Here is a 12,270-nt window from a genome sequence, read left to right as displayed (position 1 = left end):
ATCACGGATTTCGACATTTCACAGGCTCGAATGCGGCGCGCGCCTGTGCTAATTCACCACGCAAGTTTCCGGCGAGGAGAAGACCCCGATGCAGCGCGTGACCGTGACCCTGGACGACGACCTGATGGCCGAACTTGACCGTGTCATGGCGGAGCGCGGCTACCAGAACCGCTCCGAGGCGATCCGCGATCTGGCGCGTGCGGGCCTCAAGCAGGCCCGCGTCGAGGCGGGCGACATGACCCATTGCGTCGGCGTGCTCTCCTACACCTATGACCACAAGGCCCGCGATCTGGCGCGTCGGCTGACCAACACCTTCCACGATCACCACGACATCTCGGTCGCCAGCATGCATGTGCATCTCGATCAAGACCGCTGTCTCGAAGTCAGCATCCTGAAAGGTTCGGCAGAAGAGGTTCGTCATTTTGCCGAGCATGTGACGGCCGAGCGCAATGTCACTCACGGAGAGCTGGCGATCATTCCGTCGTCGTGACGGCAAGCTTCACATCGGTTGATCATTTGATCAGCGAAACTTGATTGTCCATCCGTTCTTTATGCGCATGATCGCGCATCAAACCAACGGACGGAGACATCCCTTGCTGACACTCTTCCACGCGCCCGGAACCTGCTCGCTCGCCTCGCTGATCACGCTCAACGAACTCGAGCTCGACCACGATGTCCATCTTGTCAACACCATGGCAGGCGGCACGCGGACGCCGGAATTCCTGGCGATCAATCCAAAGGGCCGCGTGCCTGCGCTGAAGACCGAGCGCGGCATCCTGACCGAGACAGTGGCCATCCTGCTCTATCTCGCCCAGATCGCGCCGCAGGCGGGGCTTGCGCCGCTTTCCGATCCGTTTGCGCTCGGCGACCTTCAGGCCTTCAATTCCTACCTCGCCTCCACTGTCCACGTCGCCCACGCCCACCGCCCGCGCGGCAGCCGCTGGGCCGACGAGGAAAGCTCGCTTGAGGACATGAAGCGCCGCGTTCCGGGCAACATGACCGAATGCTTCAATCTGATCGAGACGGGCATGTTTCGGGGCCCTTGGGTCATGGGCGACACCTACACCATCGCCGACCCCTATCTCTACACGATCTGCACCTGGCTCGCCGGCGACGGCGTCGACATCGCCAATTTCCCGCGCGTACATGATCACTTCAAGCGCATGAACGAGCGCCCGGCGGTGAAGAAGGCGCTGAGCCTCACGGCCTGAGATCAGGCTTTCCCGCCCGTTTCGGGCAAGCAGCGGGCGCTAGAATCGGTGCGGTCAATTCCGGGCGGGGCGCATGCAGCAATATCTGGTCGAGGCAGTGACGGCCTATCAGGCGGGCGATTTCGAGCGCGCGCTGGTGCTTCTGTCGCATATGCCGGATGGGGCGATGCCGCTGCAGGCGCTGGCGCTGAAGGCGAATATCTTTGCCCGGCGCGGTGAGACGCGGGCGGCGGGAGAAACATTCCTCAAGGCCGCCCGCATGCCCGGCGCCGACAGGGCGCTTCTGCTGCGCCTTGCCGGCCGCATGCTGGACCAGGCCGGCGAAACGGCGCTTCTCGCTGAAGCCGGTGTCGAAATCCTGCAATCGGTCCGGGACGATGCCGCGCTGGCAAGCGCCACGCTAGGGGCGCTGCTTTCAGGGGGACGGGCGGCGGAGGCCGCCGGTTTCGTCCCGCTGCTGGACACGTCCGATCCGGCGCAGGTCATGCTCGGCGTCGCCGTGTTGCGCGCGGCAAAGCGGATCGAGGCGCTGCCGCCGCTGCTCGATGCCGCCCTTCGCAATTTCCCGACCGACGGCATGCTCAATGCCGAGCGCTTCAATGCCGCCCTCGACCTCTGCGATTTCGACACCCAGGCGGACTGCCTGCGCCGCATCATGGACGAGACGGACGATGCGGGGCAGAACATGTTCGCCGCCCAGTCGCTGCATCGCCGGCTGATGTGGTCGGACGATGAGGCCGCCAACACACGGCCGGGGCTCGATCAGTTCCTCATGGCGCGCATGGTCAACGGTGGCCCACCGGCGCGCCGGCGCTTCGGCGCAGAGGGCGAAAAGATTCGCATCGCCTATCTTTCCAGCGACTTCTACGGCCACGCCACCATGATCCTCCTGCGCGAGGTGTTGATGGCGCATGATCGCGACCGTTTCGAGATCGGCCTCTTCTGCTACACCAGCGCGGAGCGCGCCGCCGAGCGGGAGAGCTGGCCGGACCTCCTGAAGGCGGCCATCGTTCCGCTGCGCGATCTCGATGACGCGGCGGCTGCCCGTGTCATATCCGGCTGGCGTGCGGACATCCTGGTCGATCTCAAGGGGTTCACCGGCGACAACAGGCTCGGCATCGTCGCGCAGTCGGATGCGCCGGTGAAGGTGACATGGCTTGGCTATCCCGGTTCCGTGATCGGGGTTGGGCTGGACTACACGATCTCCGACCGGATCGTCACGCCTGACAGCGCGAAGCCCTTCTATGACGAGAAGTTTTGCCGGCTGCCGGAGAGCTATCAGTCGAACGACAGTATCGCGCGTGCCTTGCCGCGCGCGGCGCGCCGCGCTGATCACGGTCTGCCGGAATCCGCCTTCGTCTTCGCTTCCTTCAACAATGTCAGCAAGATCAACCGGGAAATGATCGATCTGTGGGGGCAGATCCTCTTGCGCACGCCGGGCGCCATCTTCTGGTGCCTCGCTCCCATTGCGGCGCGCGGCAATCTTCTGGCCGCCTTCGCGCGCGTCGGCATTCCCGCCGATCGCCTCGTCTTTGCCGATGCAACGTCCTACGGGCCTCACATGGATCGCGTGCCACTTGCCGATCTGGCGCTCGACACCTTCCCGTGTAACGGCCACACGACAACCTCCGATCTGCTTTGGGCCGGCGTTCCGCTGGTCGCGCTTTCCGGAAAAAGCTTCGCGTCGCGCGTGTCGGAAAGTCTGCTCCACGCTGCCGGTCTGCCGGAACTTGCCGTCCACGACCGCGCCGCCTATGCCGACCTCGCCGTGGCGCTGCACGACAATCCGCAACGCCTGAAGGAAATCAGGGCAAGGCTCTCTGAAAACGCACGGATACTGCCACTGTTTGATGGCGAGCGCTTCACCCGCCATCTGGAAATCGCCTTCGAGATGATGGCAGCCCGCGCCCGCGCAGGCCTCGCCGCCGATCACATCGACGTACCCGCGCTGCCGCCAAGGCAGGCACCGTTTCGCTGACCGTTCACCGCGTTGCCCGGTTCTGGCCGGGGCAGGGGCAGATCGCCCCACTGCCGTTCATCCATGCGCTCGATAGCCGGATGCCGCAGAATGTCATCGCACGAGATATCGCGTGCATTGTCCGGGGCGTGATTTTCCTGCTCACACCGGCCGTTCAGGCCTTCCGTTCATCGGTGCGGGAGGAGTTCAAGGGGAGAAGAGGGAGGCAACAGGCGCCGCCCGGCAACTACCCCACCGCGCTCAGCGCCGCAGCCTCCGCCCGTCGCCCGGCCATCATCTTCTCGAACGCCGGGCGGGCGTGGCAGGCGTCGTACCAGGCGCGGATATTGGGCTTGTCTTCGAAAAGCTTCGGCTCGCCCATGGCATAGCGCAGGACTTCCGCGACATTGATGTCGGCAACGGTGAAGCGATCGCCGACGAGATAGTCGCGGCCGGCCAGATGCAGTTCCAGCACCGAGAGCGGCATTTTCAGCATGCGGCTGGCCACAGCAATCGTCTTGCGGCCACCTTCGCTCGTCTCCTGCCCGGCATCGTGCACAAGCACGATCTGCACCGTCTGCGGTTCCAGTTCGGTCGCCGCCCAGAGCGTCCAGCGCAGCATTTCGCCCTCTTCGGCAATGTCTGCCGGGGCGAGCTCACCGCCGTGCTTCTTGGCGAGGTAGAGCGTGATGGCGAGCGACTCGGTCAGAACCAGACCGTCATCGTCGATGGCGGGGATTTGCGCCGATGGATTGACGGCGAGAAAATCGGAAGAGCGCGTGTTGAAGGGTGCGTCTTCGGCAAAGGGATCCTTGAGATACCGCGCCTGCGTTACCTTCACCGCCTTGAACGGAATGCCAAGCTCTTCGGCCGTCCAGTAGACCCGCGACGCGCGCGACAGATACACACCATAGATCGTCAGCATTTCGTCCCGCCCCTGAACGTCAAAGCCTCTCGCAGCCCCTCGCGCGACAGGCGACAATACAAAAAAGAAAAGCGTGGATGCGAACTCTTAGAATCGCATCCACGCTTCATTGTCATCATCGCATGCCGCAATCGCAAGAGCCATCAAGGGCCCGGCACGGCATGTCCTGTCTAAGTCTTAGCGGCCGCGACCCTTGCGGCTCTGGCCAAGGCCCATTTCCTTGGCAAGGCGCGAGCGGGCCTGAGCGTAAGCCGGAGCCACCATCGGATAGTCTGCGGCCAGATCCCACTTTTCGCGATACTGCTCGGGCGTCAGATTGTGATGCGTCATCAGGTGGCGCTTCAGCGACTTGAAGGAGCCGCCGCATTCCAGACACGTGATCTGGTCGTCCTGCACCGAGCGGCGAACCGAAACGGCCGGCTTCGGCTTTTCGACCACGGCAACGACAGGAGCAGGCGAGGAGGTGTTCGACAGCGCGTTGAAGATCTCCGCGATCAGGTTCGGAAGATCGCTGGCCGGAACGACATGGTTCCCGACATAAGCAGAGACGATATCCGAGGTCAGTTCGACGAGAAGGCCCTGATCCGGGGTTTTGACGGTTTCTGTCATGGAATTCTCCTAGAGAAGGCGAAAAACGCCCGAAGCGCGTCTCTCACTAAGCTAGATCCGCCCACCGAATGATGGACAGTTGCGAAAAAAATACATGTTACCCACGCCGAGCCATGGACGCATTGAAGTCTATGTCCACTTGAATGCTGCACTATCCTCTGAGTACAAAGGCACTGAGAGGAACTTCCGGCGAAGCACAACCTTTACAGTTGTCGTGATTACCACCGTTTCAGTAAAAGTCCATATCGAAATAGGGCGATTTTTTCAATTCTAACCAATCCGTAACAATTGCTCGCAACGATACAGGAATAGAACAATTGGAATGTTCGGACACGCCACACCTGGATCCCGGATTGGAACATTCAGTCTTTTCAGTTGCGCAACGGCCAAATTTACTTCGGATGCACGGTTTCCTCATCGCGGGCTTCATCCCGGGCATAATCGTCCCGGATGCTGGAAGGGTCGAGCGGCACATGCGCAAGATGGGCTGCGCGCGCCAGGAGATGGGCCGAAACCGGTGCCGTCAGGATGAAGAAGATGAAGCCGGCCAGGGCGCGGATGAAGATCGCCGGATCCTGTGATCCGAGCCCCGCGGCGATCAGCAGCAGACCGGAGCCGACAGTACCCGCCTTGGAGGCGGCATGCATGCGGGTATAGACGTCTGGCAGGCGCAGGAGCCCCAGTGCGGCGAGAACTGCAAACAGCGCCCCTCCCACGATCAGCAGGCTGACGGGTATGGCAAGCCAGAGCGTCATGTCTTGCGCCTCCCGGTCACGCTTTCCGATTTCACCTTGCCCTTTTTCGCGACGCTCTCCTTCGGGACGCCCGCCTTCGCCTTGCCGGCCGTGGCCAGAAGGAAGCGCGCGAAAGCAATCGTCGCCAGGAAGCCGACAAGGCCAAGCGCCATCGCGATATCGATATAGAGATGAAATCCGGTCTTCAGCGCGACGACGGCCAGGAAGCCGATGGCGATCGCCACCAGCATGTCGAGCGCCACAACCCGGTCCGGCAGGCTCGGGCCGGCCATGACGCGGACGACCGTCATCAGGAAGGCGATCGGCAGCGCAACAAGCGCGAACCAGATCGAAAGCTCAAGGATCTGATCGCCCGCCGTCATCGGAATGCCTCCAGTATGCGCGCTTCGAACCCTTCGGCAATGTCGCGGATCGTGGCGGCGGGGTCGGCGCAATCCAGTGCGTGCACATAGAGAAAGCGGCGATCCTCGGAGACATCGACCGAGAGCGTACCGGGCGTCAGCGTGATCAGATTGGCCAGCAGCGTGATCTCGAAATCCCGGTCCACCGTCAGAGGAAAGGCAAGGATGCCGGGCTTCAGGTCCATCTTCGGCGTGGCCACGAGGCGTGCGACCTTGAAGGCCGAGAGAGCCAGTTCCTTGAAGAAAAGTCCGGCCAGCAGCAGCGCCTTCACGGGGCGGAGCGCAATGCGGCTCGGCTGCACATTCTCGCGGATCAGGAACAGCGCCAGCCCCGAAAGCACGAGCCCGAAGCCGAGATTGAGCAGCGTGAACGACCCCGTCAAGGCGGCCCAGACCAGTGTGAAGAAAATGAGGACCAGCAGTCGCGTCATGGTGTCGCCACTCCCTGCGGAAAGACCGAATGCAGATAGGCTGTCGGATCGAGAAGCCCCGCAGCCGCCGTCTGGGCAAGAGCCAGCAGCGGCTCGGGGTAAAGCCCGATGCCGACGCTGACGAATGTCAGGATGGCCAGCGGCAGGATTTCGGTAGCAGGCATCCGCATCGGCGCAACGGCGCCTGCGGCCGGCATGCGCCACCAGCCGAGCGCAAAGGCGCGGGTTGCGGCAATGGTCGTCAGCAGACCGGAGACGAGGATCGCCGCACCCTGCCACCAGGCGCCGAAATCGAAGGCGGCCTTGACCAGCACTGCCTTCGGCCAGAAGCCGGAGAAGGGCGGCAGGCCGGATACGGAAAGGAAAAGCGCCAGCGCGAAGGCGGCAAGCAGCTGGCTGCGCGCATAGAGGCCGGAGAGTTCATGCAGCGAGAACGAGCCGCCCATCCGGCCGGCAACGCCTGCCAGCAGATAGAGCGCCAGCATGACGATCATCGAATGCAGCGCATAGAAGATTGCACCGGAGATGGCCGTCTGCCCGCCCAGCGACACGCCCGTCAGCATGATGCCGATGCCGGAAATGACCATGTAGCCGAGCATGCGGCGGAGATCCGCCTGCGCCAGCGCGCCGAGAGCGCCGGTCAGCATGGTCAGAACGGCAACGACCCCGATCAAGGTCGAATAGGCGCTTCCCGCTCCGGGAAACAGCATCACCATGACGCGGATCAGCGCATAGACGCCCACCTTGGTCAGCAGTCCCGCAAAGAGCCCCGCCACCACGATGCGCGGCGTGTGATAGGAGGCCGGCAGCCAGAAATTCACCGGGAAGGCGGCCGCCTTCATCGAAAAGGCGGCAATGAAGACCAGCCCCAGCGTCATCATCGGGGCAGCCTGCCCGAGCGTCGGCGCCCTTAACGCAATATCGGCCATGTTGAGCGTGCCGAAGACGGCATAGAGAATGCCGACCGCAATGAGAAAAAGCGTCGTGCCGATGAGGTTGAGGATCGCATATTTCGTCGCGCCGTCGAGCTGCTCCCGCTCGGAACCGAGGATCAGAAGCCCGAAGGAGGAGATCAGCAGCACCTCGAACCAGACATAGAGATTGAAGATATCGCCGGTGAGAAAGGCGCCCGACACGCCGCCGACCATCATGAGCAGGAAGGGGAAGAAGCCATAGGCCCGCCGCGTCCTGTCGATGTCGCCGAGTGCCGAGATGCCGGCGGCGAACGCTGCGATGCCTGTTGCCAGATTGAAGAGCGCGCCGGTGAGGTCCACGGTAAACGCAATGCCGAAGGGCGGCAGCCAGCGGCCCATCACCATGGTGATCGGTCCCTCGCGGGTGACGGCAACAAGCAGCGCCGCATCGATCAGCACGAGCGCGCCCAGCGCCGGGACAGCCAGCCACGACTGCAGCCCAGGCCGCTTGCGCACCATGATGAGGATCGCGCCTATGAGCAGGCACCAGACGGGCGGCGCGATGACAAGCCAGTGTGACGCCGGCATGGGTGCCAGCACAAAAGACTTTTCAAGCGCTTCGAGGGGGATGCTGTTGGAGGCCATGAACCCGTTCAATCTCCCACTCAATAGCCCAGCGGCGGCGGCGGGGCGTCTTCCGGCTCGGCGAGACGCATCTGGTGCGTGTCGTCGGTCTTCAGCGTCTGGTAGGCGCGATAGGCGAGCACCAGCAGGAAGGCGAAGAAGGAAAACGAGATGACGATGGCCGTGAGGATCAGCGCCTGCGGCAGTGGATTGGCGGCACTTGCCGGCAGAACGTCCGCACCCTTGCCGATGATCGGAGGGATCTCGCGCGTCACGCGCCCGGCAATGAAGAGCAGCAGGTTGACCGCATTGCCGAGGATCGCGACGCCCAGCAGGATGCGGATGATATATTGCGACAGCATGAGATAGATCGCGACAGTGAAGAAGATGCCGACGATGATGGCCATGAACCCTTCCATGATCAGTCGTCCTCCCGTTCTTCAAGCGCCAGTGCGATGGCGGTGATCGCGCCCGTCACCACCAGATAGACGCCGATATCGAAGAGCATGGGCGTCGAAAGCGCCACTTCAGTGCCGAGAATGTTCGGAAACGCCCAGAGCGCCGTCATGAAGGGAACGTCCGCAAACAGCGAGAAAAGGCCCGCGATTGCGGACACGGCCAACCCCGTGCCCGCAATGGCGATCGGATCGAACCACAGCGCCCGGCGCACCGCCGAAACCCCGTTGGAAATGCCGAGAATGGCAAAGGCCGAGGCCGCGATCAGCCCGCCGATGAACCCGCCGCCCGGCTGGTTATGCCCGCGCAGCAGCACGAAGACGGAAAAGAGCACCATCAGCGCCGTGAGATACGGCGCCATGGTGCGGAAGATCAGCGTGTCCATGCCCCGATATCCGGAGCTACGCTTCGGGGCGCCTGCCGAACGGGATGCAGGCGCTTTTGCCGGTTTGGGCTTGGCCATCAGGCGCTCCTTTCCGGATCGTTGTCGGCCGGCTTCACGTCGCCGCCCGCGCGGATGCGGATCAGCGCGAGGATCGCGAGGCCCGTGATGGTGACGACGGCGATCTCGCCCAGCGTATCCGTCCCGCGGAAGTCGACGATGATGACATTGACGACATTCGTCCCATGCGCCACCACTTTCGACCACTGGCTGAAGAAGTCGGTCAGCGCCGTGTTGAACGGCCCCTGCACCGCGCGCAGGAGAAGCGCTGTAAAGCCCACCCCGCAGGCCAGCGCGATGATCGCGTCCTTGACGAGTTCCCGCCCGTGGCGGTGGTCGCTGGGCTTGAGGTCAAGCCGCGTCATGACGAGCGCGAGGATCACGACTGACAGCGTTTCCACCATGAACTGCGTGAAAGCGAGATCCGGCGCGCCGTAGAGCATGAAGATGAGCGCCACGGCAAAGCCCTGAATGCCGAGCGACACAATGGCGGTCAGCCGATCGGCAGCACCCACGACGGCGAACAGACCGATGACGGCAATGGCGAAGATGACAAGCTCATGGAACGCGACCCCCACCGGCCAGCCGGGCAGGGCGGGCCATTCGGAAAAGACCGCCATCGGCAGCAGGAGCGAAGCGCCAATCACGATGAAGGTCACCATGATATAGGTCTCCAGCCGGCCGGTCTGGATGCGCCGCGTGATCAGATAGGCACCCCTGACCAGCCCCCTCATGGCCTGGTCGAACCCCTGATCCGGTCCCCATCCGATCGATTCCAGCGCAGCGGTTGCCGCCTCGCGCGCACGGTCGAGGAAGAGGTAGACGATGACGCCAAGCGCAATCGTCGCAAGCGAGAGCAGGAAGGGCAGCGAGAGATGCGGGATCGCCGAGATGCTGATGGCACGCGCCTCATGCGCGATGGCAGACGCCATCGGCGAGGCGAAGGTCGCGTGGAATGCCTGGGAGAAGACGCCAGCCAGGAGTCCCGCCAGCGCCAGCACCACCGGACCGGCCAGCATGAGGGCAGGGGCTTCGTGGATATGGGGTGCGTGCCGCTTGCCATTCTCCCCCCTTGAGGGGGAGATGCCCGGCAGGGCAGAGGGGGGTGCCCCAATCTCCGTCCCAGCCTCCGCCTCATGATGCGGCCCGGGTAAATCCCGCTCCGCCCCGGCAAACGGCTTCAGCGCCACCGCAAAGGCGAGTGCAAACATCAGCCCGTTGCCGACGATCGCCGCCAGCGTGAAGGCAATCGCCCGCGGATTACCCCCGGCAAGCGCCTCGTAGACCTCTTCCTTGGCGAGAAATCCCAGAAACGGCGGCAATCCGCCCATGGACAGCGCCGCAACGATGGCGGCGGCGAAGGTCACCGGCATTACCCGCCGCAAACCACTGAGCCGCGTCACGTCGCGCGTGCCCGCCTCATGATCGATGGCGCCGGCCACCATGAACAGCGCGCCCTTGAAGAAAGCATGCGCGACGAGATAGAGCGCCGCACTTTCCAGCGCATGCGGCGTGCCGAAGCCCGTCATCATGACGAGAAGCCCGAGCGAGGCAACGGTCGTATAGGCCAGCATCTGCTTCAAATCGGTCTGCCCGATCCCGATGATGGTCCCCGCAATCAGCGTGGCGCCGCCGAAGACCGGCAGGATGGTTTCCCACGCCGGCGTGTCGCCGAGCGCCGGCTGCAACCGCATGAGCAGGAACACGCCCGCCTTCACCATGGTTGCCGAATGCAGATAGGCCGAGACCGGGGTCGGGGCCTCCATGGCGTTCGGCAGCCAGAAATGGAACGGAAATTGCGCCGATTTGGTAAAGGCGCCGCCGAGGATCAGCAAGAGCGCTGCAAAGTAATACGGGCTCGCCTTCAGCGCCGGCGCATATTCGGTGAGCAGCGAAATGGTGCTGATGCCGGTGACGTTCCAGATGAGAATGAGGCCCGCGAGCAGCGCCAGTCCGCCGCCGCCCGTCACCACCAGCGCCTGGATCGCCGCCCGCCGCGAGGCCTCGCGCGCATGGTCGAAGCCGATCAGCAGGAAAGAGGTGATCGAGGTCAGCTCCCAGTAGACGAAGAGCATGAGAAAGCTGTCTGAGACGACGACGCCGAGCATCGAGCCCATGAACATCAGGATGAAGGCGAAGAACCGCCCCTGTTGCGGATGCCCCTTCAGATAGCCGCCGGCATAGAGAAGAATCAGCGCCCCGATGCCCGAGATCAGCAGCACGAAGGTCAGCGAAAGCCCGTCGATCAGCCAGGAATAGCTGACATTGAAGGACGGCACCCAGACATAGCCACCCGTCAGCGCCTGCCCGCCCTGCACATCAGGCAACGCCCGGCAGAAGAACGCAAAAATCCCCGCCGGCACCAGCGCCAGCGGCAACGCCGCCCAATGCCCCAGAGCCCGTGTCAGAACGGGTGCCGCCGCCGCTGCCAGAAAAGGTGCCATCAGGGCCAGGAAGATGTAGGGCGCGTCGCTCGCCGCCATGAGTTCTCCGTCAGGGTTGAGGAGAAGGGATAGGGCAATGTGGCGGTGGGCTCAAGCTTTCGCGGGGATTTTCCGGGGGAGTGAGGAAGTCGCTGTTATTCGGATTTTGGCCATGAGCCGACCGGCAGATTGACAAAGTAAGGATTTTCCCTTACTTTTCGAGCCAAGGAGAAGCCAATGCCTGCACTGTTGAAAAAGATCAGCGCCATCACGGAAAAGGGTCAGGTGACGATCCCAAAGGCCGTGCGCGAGGCGCTGGGCGTTGAATACGGCGGACGTGTCGCCTTCTACGTCAATGAAGATCGAACAGTGTCGATCCGTCGGGAAAAGGAAGAGGGCGAGGATGACCCGCTCATAAGCCGCTTCCTGAACTTTCTTGCCGAAGACATGGCGCAACATCCTGACCGGATTCAAAAATTCCCGCCGGCGCTTGTGGAGCGCATGGTCACGGCAACGGAAGGCATGCAGATCGATCCCGAGGCGCCCATCGACGGCGATGTGGTGCTCTGACCGATGCCGGTCATCAACGGCTGGACCGTCTTCGCCCATCCGCTCCTTCTCGATCAACTGGAAAAATTGACGGCAGCCGTCGAGGTCCAGAAGCGGAAGGATCCGGAAGGCTACAGCAGCAGCGCAAACGCCAAGCTGCTCGCCGCCCTGCTGACGCTGATGTTCTCGAAAATCCCCGGCGATCCAACGTCGTCCGCTTACGTGCAGGGCAAGACGCTTGGCCCGGATCGCCGCCACTGGTTCCGTGCCAAGTTCGGGGCAGGGCGCTTCCGCCTGTTCTTCCGCTATAGCAGTCGAGCACGCGTCATCATTTTCGCATGGATCAACGACGAGAATTCGCTGAGAACCTATGGCTCGAAAACGGATGCCTACGCGGTTTTCAGGGGGATGCTCAATGACGGCAATCCGCCTGATGATTGGGATACGCTACTGCGGGCCGCGTCCGGCAAGAAGACGTCAGAGCGGTTTGCAAGGTCCAGCAGCTCCGCGCCTGATCAGAAATGACCCCACTCACACCAAGTTGATCCCGCTTGATCTCCCGCGCCATTGCTG

Annotated in this window: 14 protein-coding genes; 5 read left to right on the top strand and 9 right to left on the bottom strand. The window is 63.0% G+C overall.

What is annotated here, in order from left to right:
* Positions 1 to 88 precede the first annotated feature (88 nt).
* The 3 genes from nikR to ABID16_RS08245 all read left to right on the top strand — a co-directional run bounded on the left by nikR (position 89) and on the right by ABID16_RS08245 (position 3,189).
* The gene (gene nikR, locus ABID16_RS08255; RefSeq protein WP_354555808.1) at positions 89 to 490 is read left to right on the top strand and encodes a nickel-responsive transcriptional regulator NikR; all 402 of its coding nucleotides are present in this window, start codon (positions 89 to 91) and stop codon (positions 488 to 490) included.
* 103 nt (positions 491 to 593) lie between these two features.
* Positions 594 to 1,211, top strand: coding sequence for a glutathione S-transferase family protein (locus tag ABID16_RS08250; RefSeq protein ID WP_354555807.1), 618 nt, complete (start codon positions 594 to 596; stop codon positions 1,209 to 1,211).
* 73 nt (positions 1,212 to 1,284) lie between these two features.
* Complete coding sequence (locus ABID16_RS08245) at positions 1,285 to 3,189, top strand: O-linked N-acetylglucosamine transferase, SPINDLY family protein (RefSeq protein ID WP_354555806.1); 1,905 nt, start codon at positions 1,285 to 1,287, stop codon at positions 3,187 to 3,189.
* A gap of 226 nt (positions 3,190 to 3,415) precedes the next feature.
* Here the strand turns inward: ABID16_RS08245 and ABID16_RS08240 are convergent, their stop codons facing one another.
* The 9 genes from ABID16_RS08240 to ABID16_RS08200 form a co-directional block, all read right to left on the bottom strand.
* A complete protein-coding gene (locus ABID16_RS08240; protein ID WP_354555805.1) occupies positions 3,416 to 4,093 on the bottom strand; it encodes a glutathione S-transferase family protein in 678 nt (225 codons plus the stop codon).
* A 177-nt stretch (positions 4,094 to 4,270) separates the two neighbouring features.
* Positions 4,271 to 4,702 (bottom strand): Ros/MucR family transcriptional regulator, encoded by a 432-nt coding sequence (locus ABID16_RS08235; RefSeq protein WP_354555804.1) that lies wholly within the window; start codon positions 4,700 to 4,702, stop codon positions 4,271 to 4,273.
* A gap of 392 nt (positions 4,703 to 5,094) precedes the next feature.
* Positions 5,095 to 5,457, bottom strand: a complete 363-nt coding sequence (gene mnhG / locus ABID16_RS08230; RefSeq protein WP_354555803.1) for a monovalent cation/H(+) antiporter subunit G — start codon at positions 5,455 to 5,457, stop codon at positions 5,095 to 5,097.
* Positions 5,454 to 5,819: a cation:proton antiporter gene (locus ABID16_RS08225; protein ID WP_354555802.1), complete on the bottom strand. Its 366-nt coding sequence runs from the start codon at positions 5,817 to 5,819 to the stop codon at positions 5,454 to 5,456. Before ABID16_RS08225 ends, mnhG begins: the two co-directional genes overlap by 4 nt.
* Complete coding sequence (locus tag ABID16_RS08220) at positions 5,816 to 6,289, bottom strand: Na+/H+ antiporter subunit E (RefSeq protein ID WP_354555801.1); 474 nt, start codon at positions 6,287 to 6,289, stop codon at positions 5,816 to 5,818. The genes ABID16_RS08225 and ABID16_RS08220 overlap by 4 nt, the downstream gene beginning before the upstream one ends.
* Positions 6,286 to 7,848: a Na+/H+ antiporter subunit D gene (locus ABID16_RS08215; RefSeq protein ID WP_354555800.1), complete on the bottom strand. Its 1,563-nt coding sequence runs from the start codon at positions 7,846 to 7,848 to the stop codon at positions 6,286 to 6,288. The genes ABID16_RS08220 and ABID16_RS08215 overlap by 4 nt, the downstream gene beginning before the upstream one ends.
* Positions 7,849 to 7,868: 20 nt before the next feature.
* On the bottom strand, positions 7,869 to 8,246 hold the full coding sequence (locus tag ABID16_RS08210; protein WP_354555799.1) for a Na+/H+ antiporter subunit C: 378 nt from the start codon (positions 8,244 to 8,246) through the stop codon (positions 7,869 to 7,871).
* 2 nt (positions 8,247 to 8,248) lie between these two features.
* Positions 8,249 to 8,668 carry a Na+/H+ antiporter subunit B gene (locus tag ABID16_RS08205; protein WP_354555930.1) on the bottom strand — a complete coding sequence of 140 codons (420 nt, stop codon included), beginning with the start codon at positions 8,666 to 8,668 and terminating at the stop codon, positions 8,249 to 8,251.
* A 77-nt stretch (positions 8,669 to 8,745) separates the two neighbouring features.
* Complete coding sequence (locus ABID16_RS08200; RefSeq protein WP_354555798.1) at positions 8,746 to 11,208, bottom strand: monovalent cation/H+ antiporter subunit A; 2,463 nt, start codon at positions 11,206 to 11,208, stop codon at positions 8,746 to 8,748.
* A gap of 177 nt (positions 11,209 to 11,385) precedes the next feature.
* On the opposite strand from ABID16_RS08200, the gene ABID16_RS08195 reads away from it, so the two are divergent.
* Positions 11,386 to 11,718 (top strand): type II toxin-antitoxin system PrlF family antitoxin, encoded by a 333-nt coding sequence (locus ABID16_RS08195; protein WP_354555797.1) that lies wholly within the window; start codon positions 11,386 to 11,388, stop codon positions 11,716 to 11,718.
* A 3-nt stretch (positions 11,719 to 11,721) separates the two neighbouring features.
* Positions 11,722 to 12,222, top strand: a complete 501-nt coding sequence (locus ABID16_RS08190) for a type II toxin-antitoxin system YhaV family toxin (protein ID WP_354555796.1) — start codon at positions 11,722 to 11,724, stop codon at positions 12,220 to 12,222.
* The last annotated feature ends 48 nt before the right edge of the window (positions 12,223 to 12,270 follow it).

The sequence above is a fragment of the Limnomicrobium aquaticum genome, assembly GCF_040545545.1.
In the GTDB taxonomy this organism is placed as follows: Bacteria; Pseudomonadota; Alphaproteobacteria; order Rhizobiales; family Rhizobiaceae; genus Ensifer_A; species Ensifer_A aquaticum.
Note: the sequence above shows the minus strand (reverse complement) of the source record. Positions and strands in the feature narration are given on the sequence as shown.

Bases quoted from the DNA above. Each gene is read 5' to 3' on its own strand.
- ABID16_RS08240 (WP_354555805.1), bottom strand. From the start codon at position 4,093: ATGCTGACGATCTATGGTGTGTATCTGTCGCGCGCGTCGCGGGTCTAC.
- nikR (WP_354555808.1), top strand. From the start codon at position 89: ATGCAGCGCGTGACCGTGACCCTGGACGACGACCTGATGGCCGAACTT.
- ABID16_RS08210 (WP_354555799.1), bottom strand. From the start codon at position 8,246: ATGGAAGGGTTCATGGCCATCATCGTCGGCATCTTCTTCACTGTCGCG.
- ABID16_RS08235 (WP_354555804.1), bottom strand. From the start codon at position 4,702: ATGACAGAAACCGTCAAAACCCCGGATCAGGGCCTTCTCGTCGAACTG.
- ABID16_RS08245 (WP_354555806.1), top strand. From the start codon at position 1,285: ATGCAGCAATATCTGGTCGAGGCAGTGACGGCCTATCAGGCGGGCGAT.
- ABID16_RS08200 (WP_354555798.1), bottom strand. From the start codon at position 11,208: ATGGCGGCGAGCGACGCGCCCTACATCTTCCTGGCCCTGATGGCACCT.
- ABID16_RS08205 (WP_354555930.1), bottom strand. From the start codon at position 8,668: ATGGACACGCTGATCTTCCGCACCATGGCGCCGTATCTCACGGCGCTG.
- ABID16_RS08190 (WP_354555796.1), top strand. From the start codon at position 11,722: ATGCCGGTCATCAACGGCTGGACCGTCTTCGCCCATCCGCTCCTTCTC.
- ABID16_RS08220 (WP_354555801.1), bottom strand. From the start codon at position 6,289: ATGACGCGACTGCTGGTCCTCATTTTCTTCACACTGGTCTGGGCCGCC.
- ABID16_RS08195 (WP_354555797.1), top strand. From the start codon at position 11,386: ATGCCTGCACTGTTGAAAAAGATCAGCGCCATCACGGAAAAGGGTCAG.
- mnhG (WP_354555803.1), bottom strand. From the start codon at position 5,457: ATGACGCTCTGGCTTGCCATACCCGTCAGCCTGCTGATCGTGGGAGGG.
- ABID16_RS08225 (WP_354555802.1), bottom strand. From the start codon at position 5,819: ATGACGGCGGGCGATCAGATCCTTGAGCTTTCGATCTGGTTCGCGCTT.
- ABID16_RS08215 (WP_354555800.1), bottom strand. From the start codon at position 7,848: ATGGCCTCCAACAGCATCCCCCTCGAAGCGCTTGAAAAGTCTTTTGTG.